Raw genomic sequence first — 16,649 nt, 5'->3', positions numbered from 1 at the left:
GCAACGTGAATACAATGGCTTACGAATCAACGTTCGGAACGGAGCCAGCGACGAAGTACCTGCGAACCCAAAGCAGGTATGCCACGAACACGACAAAGCTCACGCCGAACATCAAGGGCATATTCATGCGATCGATGATTCCAGTTTGCTTCATGACTCGCAATTGTTCCTCGGGAAAATTCAGTTCTCGATAGTACTCCATTAAGCCAATGCGTGAAAAAGTGATAATGCTTGACACCCCGAAAGTGATATAAAAAATAAGTGTTGTCCACCAGGCCGCAATCTTCAATCTATATGTTGTCCAGGCCAGATAAGCGAGAAGGAGCGTCATCGTCAGAACCAGCAGGCCGCATGGTACACCTTTCAATAGAATTCCAAAGAACGGAAAAACGAAACCATAGCTCATCGAAAAGATCATTGAAATGGCCCCGAATCCCAGCATCAGGCTCATCGCCAGCACTGGCAGCGGACACTGATCGGTCCAGCGGACATGGGGATCCTGAAAGTCGCACGTCGCTTTCACATGCTTACTTCGATAGAACACGATAAAGATGCCGGGCAGGAAAAAGTAGATGAAGCCCATCGTGCCCAACATCACCACCTGGATGATCATGACCATCTGTGGTGGGATCTGCTGACCCTGGGCTGCAAAGTCGAAAGGGATCAGCCTCAATAGAACCAGCATGAGCAAGGCCGTGCTGCCGACTGCCAGCCACATCCAGGCCAGTACCAGAGTCAACGCTCTCGCCCAGCGTCGGGCAAAAATTGAGCCAACTCCCAGGCAGACTAACAGCACTGCCAACAGAGCGTACATTCCCATAGTTGGAATGAGCGTCTGCACGTTCATCGGGGGACCGGCGGCAGGGCCGACAAATCGAGGCAGCAACATCAAAGGAATCAGTATGGCGCAGAAGAAGCCCATGATGATTTGCAGTATCCCGTAAACGATCAGCCCCGTTTTTCGATCCTTGAACTGTGGTTGACCAGCCGATTGATAACCGACGGTGGAGGAGTCGGCCGCAGTAGTTGACGGCAATGATTGTGCGGGACGTTCGATACCGATGTTCTCGGGATTTGCTGATTCGTCCGCCTGTAAACGGTCATTTGTTTCGTTGTTATTCATGGCTTACCCAGTCGTCAGTACCTTATTCCAAGATCCTGTTCAGATGCAGGCAAATCAGTCCTGCCACACGAGGTTACAAAAGAACAGCGCCAGTTTAGAGCGTATCATATTCTCCGGAACTTTTCAGATATTTCGTGAAAACGGAACCTTAAAATGCATTTCACAATTGTTCGAAGAAGTCCCGTGACTTCGCGGATTCGAGCCTGATTCATAATTTTCTGGACGAGAATCAACGAGATACACAGACTTTGTTTGCATGATTGCCCGTCATTGCTGCAAAAGAATGATTATTCATTTGAAATGGGGAACTGCTTAAACAGGACGCACCAGTTCCAGAGAGGATAAGGTTCCCCTGCACGTGTGCCATAACCCTGGTCGGCAAATTGATAAATAGCTTTTTCGGGATCAGAATCTCGCAGATTTCCAAACGAGAAACCTCGAACTGCTGTGAGTATCTGGCCGGTATCAAAATCTTTTTGCTTACGACGCTCCCGATTCTCAAAGCGGAGTATGGTTTTTCCCTCACTTTCGGTCACGTGACGAATGGGGGCCTGGGCGTAAGCATCGCCGGCCTGCATGTTGGATACGAAAAAGGCACCTTCCGCCATTAGTGGTTTGAGTTGAGGATCGAATTTTTGATTGAGGATCAGTTCGGTTGTCGACTGACCCTCGATGACAGGTCCGGTTCTGATCTCGGTAATTTCTCCGACTTGCCCTGCGTAAGGCAGTCCATAGCTGAGTGTAAAATGTGTGTCTGTTTTGAGCGGAGAGACCAGTTGAATTCGCAGGCGTGAAGGCGATTCCAGTTCAATTGCCTTGATCGCTGAGACAGCACGGGCAGTGCTGTGGACCTGAAATCCATAGAGGGAGTGGTAACCTTCGCCTCTGACCAACTGTTCTCGCGGAAGAAATGTTTCATCCAAAACCAGCGGTGGTCGTGGCACATGAAACTCGACCAGCACACTGGCACGATCCGGCGCAACCCAGGCTTTCAAGGGACGTAACGGCTGCCATGATTCTCCCAGCTTGAGAACACGATTGATTACCTTGGCCACCTGTTCGCCAAACCAGCGTTCGCCATCGGCTGACATATGGATCGGGTCTCCATATCTGCCTGCATAGCGACTGTTCAAGGCACTTGCCACCATATAATGCGGGCCAACCATCGTAATGTGCGGATCCCTGTCCGCAGCCAGCAGTTGTGCCTCACCGGCGGGGCTCAATGTCTGATAGGTAAACAGCGGGATCTCATCGGTTTGCCCGGTAATGTTCTGCAAGTCGTGCGACCATTGTTTCCGGTATTCAATCAGCCGATCCCGATACCAGTGCAATCCTGCGGGACGAGGGATTTCTTTACCCCAGCGACTGGGCTTGATCCCGCCTGTCGGCCCGGCATTGCCTTCCCCCTGCATCCAGATTAATGCCGCGATTCCAAAAGAATCACCCCTGGCTGCCGCTTGTGCTGTGGCACGGCGGGCATCATCCAGACTCGTTTGATAATAGCCGCCGCCGTGCTGCCTGGATTGCGGCGTACGAGGATCAGTCGATTGATCAACGCTGGAAAGTTCATCAATCATCCGTCCCCCCTGACCAGCATAAGTCACTAAAAAATGAGGTGTTTTTTTCTGCCTCGCTTTCAGGTCCTGCTGAGATTCGATGATACTGGACTTCAAATGATCGGCCAGACCGTTGGCGATGGTCTCACCCAATCCGCCGTTGACAGTGGCGGTGAGCGGTACCAGGGAGAACTGTTCTGCAGGTCGTTCGTGTGGCTTGTCACAATACCTGCCATAAGACCAGGTGCGCACGCCACGCTGGAACATATAGTTTCCCCAGTCACCACCGGAGTGCGTGACAATGGGCAGCGACTCGGCACCTTCACATAACGATTGCCCCATTAACCAGAGGCCAACAATATCATGCTGGGTCAGAGGCTGATCCGAAGCGGACTGCGGTCGCTCTGCGGAAAAACAGTTGGTGTCCGACAACACCATAATGGCGACGAAAAGTAAAAGTGGCTTCATTCTGATGAGAATCCTGATTCTGCTGTGTGATGCGAAAAACAAATCCACCGCAGACATAGTCTACCAGAAAAAAGCATTCGCAACAGCAGCGAGGCACACAAGTGCTTCACATCCATTGTTATGCCGGTCTTACACGAATTCATTTTGTGGAAGCAAGCCCTGGTGAATTCCAGTTGACAGCATATAAAATACTGGTAGATTGAAATTGAATCGAATTCATTATATCAACAGGTTTCCGTTTGAGATTGCACGAACGGTGGTTCACACATGCGTTCCAAGAGTCTGCTTCTAATATGGATTCTCGTAAGTGGATGCGGCTCCCATATTATTCACGGCAGTAGCACTGAGTACAAACCCAAGGGCATCCTCTATTTCTTGAGCTATGTCGATCCGAACGATCGCGTCGGTTTCGCATTTGTTTTCCCGGATGCGATTGACCAATTTGCAACCTTTGATGGCTCTGGTTTTGACAGCGTTTCGTCTGGCGAGGCTCTGTGGCGGGTAGATAGGACCGTTCATTTCACTGGTGCAGGAGCAACCAGTCCGATTTCAATCGATTTTGATTATGACGCGAAACGCAACGCTTTGAGTTTTCGCGGCCAATCCTATCCCGTTTCCACTAACCAGATCGCAATCATTCGGTTTGACGCCACTCTGAAGTACAAGGTTGACGTTGTAAAAATGAATGACAGCATTATTGCCGAGGTCACGTCCGAAATGCAGTGAACCGAACTTACTTCGGTCAATGATGCGCTAATAATTCGCGCTAGCGGTTTGTGAGAAATGAGCCACCGGTTCTGAGTATCTGTTCCCGTTGTGACATTTTTGAATGTCGTTCCCCTGGGAAGCTGATTCTTATACGAAACCTTTACCCCCCCGTCATGAGCGAATGTAACCAGGATTCGGATTTTTCCGTGGCGATATTCAATCAAGTCTTTCAAATAGAGTAGTTCAGGCGCCGGGCAGGATGAATCAATCTCCTGAGTCGGTACACATTCACGTTTATGAGCTATCAGTTGTCTGGCGTAATCAGGCCAGTCTTCACCCCCATAGATGTTCTTCATCTATTTACTTAAGAGAACAAAGACAGGTGATTCGCTATGCAGCGATGGTCTCAGCGGTGATATTCGGTCGGCCTGAAAGACGGCTCAGATATCGAAAATCCCACACAAATTAGACTCGGGGAGGTGTTGTGATTATATTATAATCACCGGGAAGGTGGCGAGGCTGGATCGGTTCCAGGTTCTCTCCCAGGGGGAATTTCCGGTGAAGCGATGACAATGAATGTTTTATCCGGTTCGGCCCTCGCATATTCTCAACCATGATGAAAAGAGCAACAGCCATGCGAATCCAACGTCACCTCATCTTCACAAGCCTGTGTCTCGCATTTGTTTTACCTGGATTTGCCAACGCCGCGATGTCGGACGAGCCGACGTTTCAGGCCGGCGCCGCGATGAGCAATATCACACCGCCGATCGGTTCGAATCAAACGGGTCGCTCCAGCAAGAGGCAGGCGACGCACGTGCACGACGAACTACATGCCCGCTGCCTGGTGCTTGACGACGGTCAGTCCAAATTGGCGCTGGTTGTCTGCGACCTGCGGCACATTTCGGCCGAAGTTGTGGTCAACGCCAAACAGATCATCCAGCAGTCGACCGGCATTCCGCCGGAATGTGTGCTCGTCTCAGCGACTCACACGCACACTTCGAGTGGCGCCAAGCTGGAAGACCGTGAGGGGCAACCGTATTACGACTACCGCGCGTTTCTAACCCGGCGGATCGCCGATGGCGTGCAGCGCGCCGTCAATCAACTCCAACCCGCGCGAATTGGCTGGGGAGTCGCTGAGGAACCGACGCAGGTGTTTAATCGTCGGTGGTTCCTGATGCCCAGTCGCGGCACAATCTACGGTGCCCACGACAATATCGAACAGGTCGACACGAATCCCGGATACAGCGGTCTACTGAGGCCTGCCGGTCCTGTCGACCCGCAGATCACGTTCCTTGCGGTACAGTCAACCGCGGGCAAGCCCATTGCGCTGCTGGCTTCCTACGGGTTGCACTACGTCGGCGGCGTGCCGGCGAATACGATTTCAGCCGACTATTTTGCGATCTTTGCCGACCGCGTGGGAGAGCTGCTGGGTGCCGACCGACATCAGGATCCGCCGTTCGTGGGCATCATGGCCAACGGCACCAGCGGCGATGTAAACAACCTTGCGCGCTATTCTGAGGAGGAGTTGAAGAAGCGCGGCCCGCAGCCAAAAAAGCGGTATCAGCCTTTCGAGAAAGCCAGGGAGGTGGCACACCTGTGCGCGGAGAAAGTGATGCAGGAGCATAAGACGCTGAAGTGGCACGATCATGTGAAACTTTCATCGGTACAACGCACGCTGACATTTGAGCGGCGTTATCCAACCGAAGAGGAGGTGACATGGGCGGAAGCGGTTAAGGCCAAGAAGATTAAGCCGATGAGTACCAGTCGATACAGTACTTACCGTACCGTACTCGCCTATGCCTCGCCTGAGATGCCGCCAACCATCGACGTGGTCGTGCAGACGCACCGCATCGGCGATCTGGCCGTGGCCGCGATGCCGTTCGAGGTGTTTGCGGAGATCGGTCTGGAACTCAAGCAGCGCAGCTCGATCCAGCCGCTGATGAATATCTCCATCGCCAATGGATCGCATGGCTATCTGCCAACACCCGGGCAGCACCGGCTCGGCGGCTACGAAACCTGGATCGGCGTCAACAAGGTGCAACTTGATGCCTCGGAGAAGATGGTTGACGCCCTGGTAGAAATGCTCAGCGGTCTGAATGCAAAAGGACAGTGAGCCGCGGGGGATCGCAACTTCGGCGCGATATCGCAATCGTCCTTTATGCCTGTCACTTTTCTATTCTCATCCTGACCACACTAAACCCAAATGGAAACAGAGCAAAGCCAACGACCTTGACAAGAACTCAAGGTGCATCCTGTGAGTATGTCACAAAATATCATGGGAGCATTAGTGCTGCTATTATGGTTTCAACAGGGAATCGAGAAACGTAAACGGGACCTGATTATCTGCGAAGATTCCAGTCGGCTCTTTAGAAGTATCTCCCCGTGTATGAACCTGGTGGGAACCGCTGTCGATAACGAAATTCGGATCATCTGTATTAATGATCAAGTTGATGCCGCAAATGATGATTGGCAACATCGCCTGGAAGATGCATAGAAACACGATGGGCAGGACAATTATCTCACCCGCTATCGCATTAAGCGGACACAGGATGGGCGATGGGGCCGCTTCGCCCGGGATACGAGCGGTATCTGAGTAACCCGGAAGATCAAAAAGATCCCAAGTATGATCGGATTGATCAAAAACGAGTAGAAATAATTCTGGATCCTCTAACTGACTACGCAGAGCGATTACTACTGACCCCTGAGAATATTGAACAACTTAGGACCCCGTTAAACAGACGTCGCACTGAAATCAAGCGGCAACAGAACAACCTGTTGAAGTTGGTGATGGATAATGATGACCCTCCTGAGTTTGTGGCCGAAAAGGCAAGGGAAATTCAGTCTCGACTGGATGATCTGTTCTTCGATGCCGTGGCTTAAAAATATTCTGAGCGCTGCCCAGGTCAGAATTTCGTAAAGGTTCCGCTGAATTGCATTCAGTTGGTTGCAGGGGGTTCTGAGAGAGACAGGATCACTTCATTTTGGGGAATTGCTTGAACTTCAATAGAGAGCGGTGAAGAGTCGTAATCCCCATATAAGGGAGGGACAGCGCGTCCATGATCCCTGGTATGCTTCGTGATTCCATCTGCGATAATAATTTGCACTACGATTGCACGATGTATTCCTGCGGCGGCACCGTCATTCGTAGTATACGTGCCGAGTACGAACGTTCCGTCTTCTTGAATCGTTCCGGTCGCGGATGTCCCGTGTTCTTTCGATTCTAATTCGATGGTGCCAGTCCGAACCGGCTCCCCGTCAGCAAATTGAACACGGCCTGAAACCGGGTAGGTCGGTATCTTATCCGAACCACAACCATAGCTGCAAATCAACAACGTGAGTATGACCCAGCGCATTGCTCAAAATTCTCCAACCGTTTCGCCATCATGACGATTGGCAAGATGACCCAGGAGACGCGTGTTGATGGATGTCGAAATAACGCGCACGCTGCCGTCTACCATGGTGAATTGCACATAGCCCGAGTGTGAACTTCCAAAGGAATACGATCCTGCCCGAGAGTCATTTTGATGATGCCCCAGCGGTACGCCCGGCCCCGCGATGCGAGAAAAGTTCGTTAAATGCCGACCTAAGTAGGCGGGACCATTGAATGGTGTCTTATTTTTCCACGTTCCCAAGACATGATTTTCGCCGATCAGTAAAGTGTTGCTTGCCCCATCAGTCACATCTGCGATGCGAACTTTATCCAGCCAGTTTCGCTCGATGCCAGACTCGTCTCCCATCGGTCGACTGGAAATAATCACTCCTGTCCCGTTGCCGCCCCAATAAAAATCGGTGGGTTGACTGATCGCTCCCGGCGAGAGATCTCCATGGTTGGCGGCATAGTCCGCCACTGCTCCACCAGGAACAGTTTGAGTGCCTGCCGGGCAACCGCAGGGGGCGGTGATCGTTATGGTTTCCTCATCGACCACAGCGGTATCGACAGAGTGTCGCTCTGGGCAGAGGAAAACTGGCAATGCCTGCTGACGAGTCGACTTGGGATTCAAACCGTAGGCAATATATTCGTCCCACTGAGCGTGCAAAGAGGACTGTTCCATAAAGGGGAGGAGTCTCACAAGCCAGGTTGGTTCGTCCAAACCAACCAGCATGCCGCCATTATCAATTGCAGTGCGTGGAACATTCAGTATTAACCTGGCGGGAGGATATGCACCGTGGGTATCGTGAAAGGAATGAGTCGCCAGTCCCAGTTGCTTAAGATTATTCGCACACTGAGTTTTTCTGGCAGCAGCTCGGGCTTGCTGAACCGCTGGCAGCAATAGAGCAATCAGCAAACCGATGATGGCGATTGTAACGAGCAATTCAATAATGGTAAAACCGCTTCGAATGAGCCGCTGTTGATTTTGAACATGCATGATTTTATCTCGAACTGAAAATGCAACTGAACCATATATAAGTAAAACTCAAGAACAAGATCTCCTATATCGTTCAGCCCGGAATCGTTCCAGCCCTGGATTGCCTTAGATTTTAACTGCTGTGGACCCTATGTCTAGCGCGTATTGATATTCACCGCTTACCAGTCTACCGACTATCACGGCATCATATTTATTCATGTCAGTCGTGCCTGTCTCTCAGTATGTTGGGGAATAATCTGGTCGAGAGAACCAGATTCCGAGTCAGTATCTGATACTAATTCCGAAGAGCTATCATCGATATTATCATTAACTTTAAAAGGATCGAAGTAAGCTGACCAGACCTCTGGGCCCTGGAGCCATTCCAGATCCTGAAGCAAACAGTGATCCAATACGGTTCTAATCTGCTTCTCATCCATTTCGGTGCCGATAAAAACGAGTTCCTGACGTCGATCCCCGTAGGGGCCTTCGAATTTAGATCGGATCTCGCGTTCCTGCTCAGCATCGACGTTCCAGTCTTCTGGTGCCACGGTGGACCACCAGTAACCCGACGGGTCAAACCGCATTGAAGTACCGGCGTGTGACCAGAGGTTGGCAATGTTATTTTGTGATGCAACCCAGGCGAAACCTTTACTGCGGAGGACGTTGTTCATCCACGAATCGTCTTCGTCAAGTGCATACCAGAGTCGTTCCGGATGAAAGGGACGCCGGGCCTGGTAAGTGAAACTCCGAATGTTATATTCATCTACCTCAGAATGAAATTCGCCTCGTGGCGTCTCAAGCCAACCAGCATGGGCAGAAGCGGAATTCAGGTCAAACAGCCCCGTTCCCAGAACCTGATTTAAATCAACTTTCCCGAAGGCCGAGTGCAGAACATGCACTTTGGGATTCAGGTGGCGAACGATATCCTCAAGCTGTTTCAACTCCTGAGTGCTGACCAGATCGGCTTTGTTGATCAGAATTACATTCGCAAATTCAATCTGGTCAATCAGCAGGTCCACAATGTTGCGGCAATCTTCATTGCTCAGGCCAATTTCACGATCGACCAGATCGTCACTGGACTTGTAATCACGTAGAAAATTAGCGGCGTCAATGACCGTAACCAGTGTATCAAGCTGCGCATAATCCGAGAGACTGTTACCAGTTTCGTCTTCAAAGGTGAACGTTTCGGCAACAGGCATCGGTTCGGAGATGCCCGTTGATTCGATCAACAGATAATCAAATCGGAGTTCCCGCGCCAGTCGGCTGACTTCTACCATCAGATCTTCTCGGAGCGTGCAGCAGATGCATCCGTTTGACATCTCTACCAGTTTTTCTTCTGTGCGGCTGAGAGTCTGATTACCGTCTTTTACCAGCGCTGCATCAATATTGATTTCGCTCATGTCATTGACAATGACGGCGACTTTAAGACCTGCCCGGTTGGATAAAATATGGTTGAGTAAAGTTGTCTTGCCTGCTCCCAGGAAACCAGACAGAACGGTGACAGGAAGCCTTTGAGGAACACTTTCAGAACTCTGAATCATGGTAACTCCATTTGGGTATTCTAAAATATTATTTGATCGTGTTTTTAATTGTCGAATTACATCACTGTTCGAATTCAGTTTAAATCTCTCAGGTAAGCATCGACCATCCGCCGATGCGTATGGTGAATGTCGGAGACCAACTGCCTGACTTCCTCGTGTTCTTCATCTTCGATTTCGTGAGCCAGCAGTTCCAGTTTTTCCCGTAGAAGCTGAGCCTTCCAATGATGATATTCACTGAGTTTCAGTTTTCTCAAATAGACGCCCACCTCCAGCTTGCGTGTCCAGTCATCGTAGATTTCGATCCAGTATTTTGAATGCGATTTATTTCCAGAGAGTGCTCCGGACAGAGCTTCCGTTTTGGCGATTGTCATCTCTTCACAGATGACTTCCGGCGACGGGTAATAGGAAAAGCAGCCAACACCACTGGCGACGATCAGACCAACAAGAACCAAAAATCCCAGAACCGGTCCTGGAAGCACAATGTCATATTTGCCGGTACGAACCGGTTCTGCTTTTTTCAGCCAGTTTTCGATACGCGAGTTTCGGTCAAAGAATCTGAGAATAAAGCCTGCCAGGATTACGCAGCCCAGAATGCCCGCTGAATAGATTTCATAAGGATCAACGACATGCCCCAGTTTCTCTTTTGCGGTTTTATAGAAGTTGGTCGTTCCCGCACTGAAAGGTTGGCAATAAATATCGAAAGCATGCGTATGGTCCGCGGGCTCGATATGCGACGGGAACAGCGGTTTTTCTACTCCATATGCCAGTCCGACGATGACCAGTAACAGGAGAGAAAACCAGACGATCGTTTTTTTCCAGTTGTAATTTCGGACGATCCAGGCAACCAGTCCCAAATTCACTCCGGCGCCGAGCACCAGCAGTATGAACGCGGCACCCACCGAGTTGGCATGCTGAAACATCGAACCCAGCTGGGACATCGCCAGCATAGGAGTCGCATAAACAGGAATTGCAACCCCGGTCATCAGTAGCGGGGCATACGGGTTGTCGTAATTGACCGAACGCTGCAAACTGCTCTGCGGTAATGCTACGCCCAGGAGTGCGACACCCGCCAGTCCGATCATAATATAGATTAAACTGGTCCCCGATGCTTCTTTAACCGCGCTGACCCCGACCGAGAGCATACGTTTCATTCCGTAAGGAATCACCTGATCGTCAGTGGGATACTCTGGTTTTTCGGGAAAAAGCCTGTCCCAGATGGTCCCCACCAGAGTCACGATCAACAGTGAGAAAAGTGCAAAAGCCAGGATCGTGACCGGTTCAGAAAGGGTCAGTCCGTAAAGTAAGGAGAGCGGGTTGAACAGGGGAGCGGACATTGCAAAGGCGATAATGGTACCTCCCGCCAGTCCTGCTTTTTTCAATTGACGGGCAACAGGAATCACACCCAGTGAGCAGACCGGAAGCAGCATGCCAATGACCCAGGCCCGGAACAGTGCAGCCCTGGTCCCTTCACCAAACAGACGCCTTGTTTCTGCTGCGCCAAAGAAACGCTGAAAGATGGCTGCAATAAACAGTCCGGCGAGAATAAAGGGCGCGGCTTCCAGCAGACACTGTATAAAGCGAAGTGTGAATCCCCAGAGAATGTATTCAATCATGACAGAGTCCCGAAACAGGAATAATAGGGCAATTGAAGGTATGTTTTATAAATTTCAGCCGTTGACTTTATTCATTTCAGAGAGTGCGGAAAATTGTTTTAATTTCACGACCAGCAGAAAGTAGTGCCCGACCAGCGATGAGTCGACATCTGCGAAGTCTATCTGCTGATAAACAGTCATCAGCTCTGTGGAAGACTGCTTGACTTCATCCCAGTCCCGGTGTTTCAACTCACTGTCTGCGGCCAATTCGGGGATCCAGTCGATGATTTCTCCCAGCTCCTGCTGCTTTTCCTGACTGCCTTCCTCTTGTTTATGATTCAGCAACCACCGCATCCGGGTATCCAGTTCTCTGACTGTTGCAGTATATGACTTTGGTTTGTGCCCCGGTATATGATGTTCAAGGTGCTGATCTTCCATGGAAGACTCCGCGGTCTGTGTGCATCCTGTCTGAAATGAAAACAAGAGACCGCATATGCACAAAGCTGTAATGCTCATAAATCGCGTTTTTAAAAAATGTTGAGCTTGCATGTGATAACCATTCAAAACAGGAAAAAGAATGAACCAGTCATGAGAAAAAACTCAGTGAGAAGAAGGTAATGCATAATCAGGCAGTTTTACGGATGTGAGGATCTCATCAATCAGAACCCGGTTTTCTGACTGGTCGATACCCAGTCGGACGCTGAGTACAGGCAACGCGGTTTCCAGAAGGTCGTCTGGTATCACATAGCTCCTCTGGTTTAAAAATGCATGCGCCTGGGCTACTCTCTGCCAGGTCAGTAACCCACGAGGACTTAAGCCGAGCGCAAGATGGGGGTGTTTCCGAGTCGCATTTCCGATCTGCACCAGATAACGTTGAACGGATTCTGCCACCGGTATCGCTGAGATCTTCTGCTGCATTTCCAGCAATTCTTTCTCATTGAAGACCGGTTCCCGTTCCGTTACCGCATCAGAGTCCTGGTCGATGGCCGCGGCCAGCATGCGTATCTCATCAATTTCTTCCGGATATCCGATCGTCAACTTCATCGCAAACCGGTCGAGCTGCGCTTCGGGCAGGGCATATGTTCCGTGCTGATCAATGGGATTCTGGGTGGCGATCACAAAGTAATCCTGCGACAACTGATAACGGACCGCATCCACGGTGACCTGTCTTTCCGCCATCGCTTCCAGCATGGCACTCTGCGTCCGGGGAGTTGCCCTGTTAATTTCATCGGCCAGCATGATGTCAGAAAAGACCGGCCCTTCGCGAAATTCGAATTCATGTGTCTTCTGATTGAAAATATTGAAGCCGGTAATGTCACTGGGAAGCAGGTCGGGCGTGCATTGTACTCGGGCAAACCGGCCTCCAATCAGCGTGGCGAGCGTTTTGGCCAGCATGGTCTTACCGAGGCCCGGGTGGTCCTCCAACAGCAGGTGACCCCGGGAAAGCAGGCAGATTATGACATTGTCTATGACTTCGGATTTCCCTTTCAGAACCTGGTTCAGACAGTCACTTAACTGTTCAATTCGGGAATATTCCTGCTGCAAATCCATTTTGGTATCGTTTTCTAATAGTGTTGACATGGGACCCTGCTTTTATAAATGAATGTATGCGTCTATCAGGGAGATCGTTTTATCCAGCGGGCATCGTTGATGATCCGATTGCAGCAATTGCTGATCTGTTCCGTTCGGGGAGTATGCGTTTTATCAGCGGAACAGGGAGCAAACGCAGCCCAGTTCACGTATTGGGCCAGTTCAGACAGACAGGCTGTATTAATGGCTAAATTGTCTGACTGCAGTTTCAGCCACTGGCTCAGAGACATTGTGACAGGTCTTTTCTGACCCTGACTGCGTACTCTCAATTCAAGCAGCCAGAGTGTTCTGAAAATCAACCGCCGGGTATCGCGAGGACGGTAGAGCTTAAGCCAGCCTGTGACCAGAAAATCGATAACCTGATACCGGAGAATAAAGATACTGATAATGCTTCCGAGCGTGAGTAAACTCAACATCAGGTGTTTACCAAGCCAGTTGGTGACAGCCAGAAACGCTTCAATCGTTTTTTCATATAACGACAGGGGAGGTCCAAGAACGGCATACCCGACTGTGGGCTCGATCGTGCACCAGTCGCTTGCGCTCGGTCCAACTTTTACTTCGACCCAGAAGTGTACATCATCTGCAAGGACGGGAGTGTGGTCTGATTTGATATCATAGTGATCCGGACTGGCGTAAAATCCACTCACCAGCCTGGTGGAATATCCCAGTGATCGGAGCATCAAGGCAGCGGACGAAGCAATCAGGTAGTCCGGACCTGCTTTGTGTTCGAACAGGAAACGATCCAGGGGGAGCGCCTGTTTTCCGTCGTAGGTAATCGAGCGATCGTGCTGGAAATGCTGGCGGTGGTATTGTTCAATCCGTTTGATCTTTTCCCAGTCATTTTCTATTCCAGATACCAGGTCTTCAGCCAGTCTTTTTATTTTTTCCACTACGGGTAATTCCGGCAGGGCAAAGAAGTGTTTTTGCTGATGTGATGTCGACGCGTATTTGACAGCGAGAAAATCAATCAATTTATGATCAGGAAAATGGCTGATCAGGTGCATGGGGACCAGCCTGGGTAACTCCTTGCGGTCGAGTTTGACAATGCTCTCCTGATGCCAGTCGAACAGATCAATCCTGTCGACCAGATCGATATGAATTTCTCTCAAATGCAAGGGGGCGGGGAGCTGGTTCGATTTCAGATGATTGTTGGTGATGACATGCAGTTCATTTCTGCACTCCTGCGACAGGGTATGTGCCTTGCTCTCGACGACAATATAAGGCTTCTCAAAACGTTCTTTGAGTGAGAAAGGTTTCTTGTAGTCACCTTTTAATGGTTCACTGAACCAGTTCACTCCGTCGAAGATATCGTACGTCTCCATGCGGAGGTGCAGGGGAGTTCTACCCGAAACGTGAAGCAGTGCGTCGGAAGAAATACCTTCCGCCGATTGCTCTTCAGCTGTTTTTTGTTGTCTTGCCGTTGAAAAGTGACGGTTGATGTTCTCCGCATCGGGCAGTTCTTTTTCTTCGATCTTCTGATCCTGCATTTTAAGGCCGATGGCACGATCGATGTTTTTCGAGATCTCACCTTCATCTTCGTAGGTATCAGACATGATGTCATACAGGCTGGGATCGTCTGATGACATGAAGGGGGCATTTTCAATGGGAGCAAAGCTGCGAATATCGTACTTGCCGGCTACCAGTAACTCGCCATCCCCGAGTCCGTCCCTGGCGTAGAGATCGCCTCGACTGTCACCGCCGGAACTGGGCATGATTCCCTTAAGGGCATGGACAACCGGATTCCCGCTGGAAAAGGAGATGATCAGAAACAGCACTAAGGCCAGCGAGGAAAGCAGCAGATATTTACCCAGATTCTGTTTCTTGACAGCCGGAAGCAGGGCAATTCGGAGTGTGTTCCAGTAAGAGTAAAACAGCCAGAAAAATCCCAGTATCAGTTCCAGCCCCGCGAGCACGATCATGTCCGGACCTGTATACGTTGTTGCGGCACAGATAATCAGGAAGATGGATCCCCAGGCGGCAAACTGCTGATATTTCTTCCAGCAACCGGCGGCAGCCATCACCAGAAAGGTATTCTTGACAGCGAACATCAGGATCAGTTCAAACGGTCTACCATTTCCGAAGAATGTTCGCTGGATTGGCTCCCAGACCAGACTCCCCAGTATCACAGCCAGTAAAATGAGATTCACGAATGCTTCCGTACCATTCCGTGTTTTGAGGGAAGCAAAATAACGTACGCCCAGGAACGCGACCGTTGTTTCGATCAGAAAATTGACAGCGATCCAGGTACGCGAATATCTGCCATCGGCGTCTGATATCGAAAGCGCCAATGCCCCCGTCAATACCATCGCGATCGTGACAAAATGCAGAACACGACTTTCGTTGATCGTTTTCGGTTCAGCTCGCATAACACGCTTTCTTCCAACTGTCAGCGAATGTTTTATCCCGGCTTTCATCCGGGTGGTTCAACCTCATCCAGGGCGCGCATTGACAGACAGAATCGTGGTCGCTTTCCTGTAATGGTGGATCTTGAACCACAATAGAACGAGAACGATGGGTTAGAGATCCGATTTGCATCTGTTTAAGGTAACCACTGGAATTGGTCACGATGAACTCTGGCAGAGCAGACTTGACAGGCTTGACCTCAGCAGAAGGCAGACCATTTGCCGGGATACAGGCCAGTTCATCCAGTAGTTTATACTGATCTCTCTGGTTCCCTTCACAACGAAACAGCTGGTTCTCGACGAGGCACTCGACGCAGGCATGCTGTTTTAATAGTGAATCACAAATACTGGCAGTGATGCGAATCACCGCTTCCAGAGATTCACTGTTACCGTTTTGATAGTGCGACTGATTGAGGTCGGGAATAACTCGGAGCGCACACACTGCCGCTGCCTGACGTTCCGTGACAATCATCTGCCCCTGCCTGGCAGATTGCGACCAGTGGACTCGTCTCAGAGAATCTCCCAGACGAAATGTTCTGGTGCCGATCACATCGCCATAATCGCCGGCACGATGTGAAGCAAACCGATCTTCGCTGGAACTGACTTCTCTTAATTCAGGCATGAAAGCCAGTTTGGAAATCTCGGGCCAGACAATCAGCACCGAATCCATCGAAAGCGAGATCTGCTTTTTATACAGGCCGAACGGAAACGCTGTCTCAAGAAATGCAGTACTGGTGGAATAGACGCCCCGTTTGCGGGGGATAAAGTTCCAGGTATACTCACTGGTTTTCCAGCCTGGAATACAATCGATGGCGACTTCGCACAAGTGATCGGAATGTTCAGAGAAAGGATGGCGCAGATACACGCCCCAGGCAGGCCAGGGCCAGTTGTTTTTCACAATCAGCCTGGCTCCCACTGGTTCGCCACATTGTGTGCGAACTTTATTGAATGAAAGTTCTGCTGCAAGGCCTTTCACACTGACCCAGGGCCACAGAACCCCGACTGCGATGATCATCGCCAGAGCTGTTGCAATATAAAGAATCGCGGAATTGACCAGTAGGCCGCAAACGAGTGCTGTCAGAATACTGAGAGACAGACACCAGAAGGGATTTTTCATCCAGTAGACCCACTCGTTGATCTGGGGACAGAAGTCATGATGCAGCATCTGATTGAGCGAGTTGAGAACCGAATGATTGCTTTTAAGCTGCTCTTTCGTCTTCAATTCTTCGAAGTCCGGCATGTAGTACCTCAAGCCCAAGAATGGTGGTATTCGGATTGAATCTCCTTGACGCCCAATTATTTCCACTCAATTAAAACAAATCA

14 protein-coding genes are annotated in these 16,649 nt (G+C 50.3%); 4 read left to right on the top strand and 10 right to left on the bottom strand.

What is annotated here, in order from left to right:
* Positions 1-19: 19 nt before the first annotated feature.
* Positions 20-1,123 (bottom strand): hypothetical protein, encoded by a 1,104-nt coding sequence (locus tag GmarT_RS20075; protein ID WP_002646684.1) that lies wholly within the window; start codon positions 1,121-1,123, stop codon positions 20-22.
* 287 nt (positions 1,124-1,410) lie between these two features.
* A complete protein-coding gene (locus tag GmarT_RS20070; protein ID WP_002646685.1) occupies positions 1,411-3,147 on the bottom strand; it encodes a hypothetical protein in 1,737 nt (578 codons plus the stop codon).
* 267 nt (positions 3,148-3,414) lie between these two features.
* On the opposite strand from GmarT_RS20070, the gene GmarT_RS20065 reads away from it, so the two are divergent.
* The 4 genes from GmarT_RS20065 (at position 3,415) to GmarT_RS20050 (ending at position 6,735) form a co-directional block, all read left to right on the top strand.
* Complete coding sequence (locus tag GmarT_RS20065) at positions 3,415-3,873, top strand: hypothetical protein (protein WP_002646686.1); 459 nt, start codon at positions 3,415-3,417, stop codon at positions 3,871-3,873.
* Positions 3,874-4,489: 616 nt separating this feature from the next.
* Entirely contained in the window at positions 4,490-5,968 is a 1,479-nt protein-coding gene (locus GmarT_RS20060; protein ID WP_002646687.1) for a neutral/alkaline non-lysosomal ceramidase N-terminal domain-containing protein, read from the top strand.
* A 147-nt stretch (positions 5,969-6,115) separates the two neighbouring features.
* A complete protein-coding gene (locus tag GmarT_RS20055; protein ID WP_002646688.1) occupies positions 6,116-6,349 on the top strand; it encodes a recombinase family protein in 234 nt (77 codons plus the stop codon).
* 62 nt (positions 6,350-6,411) lie between these two features.
* Positions 6,412-6,735, top strand: coding sequence for a hypothetical protein (locus tag GmarT_RS20050; RefSeq protein WP_002646689.1), 324 nt, complete (start codon positions 6,412-6,414; stop codon positions 6,733-6,735).
* 56 nt (positions 6,736-6,791) lie between these two features.
* Here GmarT_RS20050 and GmarT_RS20045 read toward each other — a convergent pair whose 3' ends face one another.
* From GmarT_RS20045 to GmarT_RS20010, 8 genes are all read right to left on the bottom strand, one after another.
* Positions 6,792-7,208 (bottom strand): carboxypeptidase regulatory-like domain-containing protein, encoded by a 417-nt coding sequence (locus tag GmarT_RS20045; protein WP_002646690.1) that lies wholly within the window; start codon positions 7,206-7,208, stop codon positions 6,792-6,794.
* 3 nt (positions 7,209-7,211) lie between these two features.
* Positions 7,212-8,222: a DUF1559 domain-containing protein gene (locus tag GmarT_RS20040; protein ID WP_002646691.1), complete on the bottom strand. Its 1,011-nt coding sequence runs from the start codon at positions 8,220-8,222 to the stop codon at positions 7,212-7,214.
* 194 nt (positions 8,223-8,416) lie between these two features.
* Positions 8,417-9,742: a zinc metallochaperone GTPase ZigA gene (gene zigA / locus GmarT_RS20035; RefSeq protein ID WP_002646692.1), complete on the bottom strand. Its 1,326-nt coding sequence runs from the start codon at positions 9,740-9,742 to the stop codon at positions 8,417-8,419.
* Positions 9,743-9,816: 74 nt separating this feature from the next.
* Positions 9,817-11,355 carry a permease gene (locus GmarT_RS20030; RefSeq protein WP_002646693.1) on the bottom strand — a complete coding sequence of 513 codons (1,539 nt, stop codon included), beginning with the start codon at positions 11,353-11,355 and terminating at the stop codon, positions 9,817-9,819.
* Between the two features lie 54 nt (positions 11,356-11,409).
* Positions 11,410-11,772: a hypothetical protein gene (locus GmarT_RS20025; protein WP_002646694.1), complete on the bottom strand. Its 363-nt coding sequence runs from the start codon at positions 11,770-11,772 to the stop codon at positions 11,410-11,412.
* Between the two features lie 162 nt (positions 11,773-11,934).
* The gene (locus tag GmarT_RS20020; protein ID WP_044238024.1) at positions 11,935-12,915 is read right to left on the bottom strand and encodes an AAA family ATPase; all 981 of its coding nucleotides are present in this window, start codon (positions 12,913-12,915) and stop codon (positions 11,935-11,937) included.
* 35 nt (positions 12,916-12,950) lie between these two features.
* Complete coding sequence (locus GmarT_RS20015) at positions 12,951-15,290, bottom strand: transglutaminase-like domain-containing protein (protein ID WP_002646696.1); 2,340 nt, start codon at positions 15,288-15,290, stop codon at positions 12,951-12,953.
* On the bottom strand, positions 15,280-16,566 hold the full coding sequence (locus GmarT_RS20010; protein WP_002646697.1) for a DUF58 domain-containing protein: 1,287 nt from the start codon (positions 16,564-16,566) through the stop codon (positions 15,280-15,282). Before GmarT_RS20010 ends, GmarT_RS20015 begins: the two co-directional genes overlap by 11 nt.
* Positions 16,567-16,649: the final 83 nt, after the last annotated feature.

This window comes from Gimesia maris, from assembly GCF_008298035.1.
Classification (GTDB): Bacteria; Planctomycetota; Planctomycetia; order Planctomycetales; family Planctomycetaceae; genus Gimesia; species Gimesia maris.
The sequence above is the reverse complement of the archived record's forward strand: the minus strand, read 5'-3'. Positions and strand labels throughout refer to the sequence as shown.

Bases quoted from the DNA above. Each gene is read 5' to 3' on its own strand.
- zigA (WP_002646692.1), bottom strand. From the start codon at position 9,742: ATGATTCAGAGTTCTGAAAGTGTTCCTCAAAGGCTTCCTGTCACCGTT.
- GmarT_RS20065 (WP_002646686.1), top strand. From the start codon at position 3,415: ATGCGTTCCAAGAGTCTGCTTCTAATATGGATTCTCGTAAGTGGATGC.
- GmarT_RS20025 (WP_002646694.1), bottom strand. From the start codon at position 11,772: ATGGAAGATCAGCACCTTGAACATCATATACCGGGGCACAAACCAAAG.
- GmarT_RS20030 (WP_002646693.1), bottom strand. From the start codon at position 11,355: ATGATTGAATACATTCTCTGGGGATTCACACTTCGCTTTATACAGTGT.
- GmarT_RS20055 (WP_002646688.1), top strand. From the start codon at position 6,116: ATGTCACAAAATATCATGGGAGCATTAGTGCTGCTATTATGGTTTCAA.
- GmarT_RS20060 (WP_002646687.1), top strand. From the start codon at position 4,490: ATGCGAATCCAACGTCACCTCATCTTCACAAGCCTGTGTCTCGCATTT.
- GmarT_RS20010 (WP_002646697.1), bottom strand. From the start codon at position 16,566: ATGCCGGACTTCGAAGAATTGAAGACGAAAGAGCAGCTTAAAAGCAAT.
- GmarT_RS20045 (WP_002646690.1), bottom strand. From the start codon at position 7,208: ATGCGCTGGGTCATACTCACGTTGTTGATTTGCAGCTATGGTTGTGGT.
- GmarT_RS20015 (WP_002646696.1), bottom strand. From the start codon at position 15,290: ATGCGAGCTGAACCGAAAACGATCAACGAAAGTCGTGTTCTGCATTTT.
- GmarT_RS20075 (WP_002646684.1), bottom strand. From the start codon at position 1,123: ATGAATAACAACGAAACAAATGACCGTTTACAGGCGGACGAATCAGCA.
- GmarT_RS20040 (WP_002646691.1), bottom strand. From the start codon at position 8,222: ATGCATGTTCAAAATCAACAGCGGCTCATTCGAAGCGGTTTTACCATT.
- GmarT_RS20070 (WP_002646685.1), bottom strand. From the start codon at position 3,147: ATGAAGCCACTTTTACTTTTCGTCGCCATTATGGTGTTGTCGGACACC.
- GmarT_RS20050 (WP_002646689.1), top strand. From the start codon at position 6,412: ATGGGGCCGCTTCGCCCGGGATACGAGCGGTATCTGAGTAACCCGGAA.
- GmarT_RS20020 (WP_044238024.1), bottom strand. From the start codon at position 12,915: ATGTCAACACTATTAGAAAACGATACCAAAATGGATTTGCAGCAGGAA.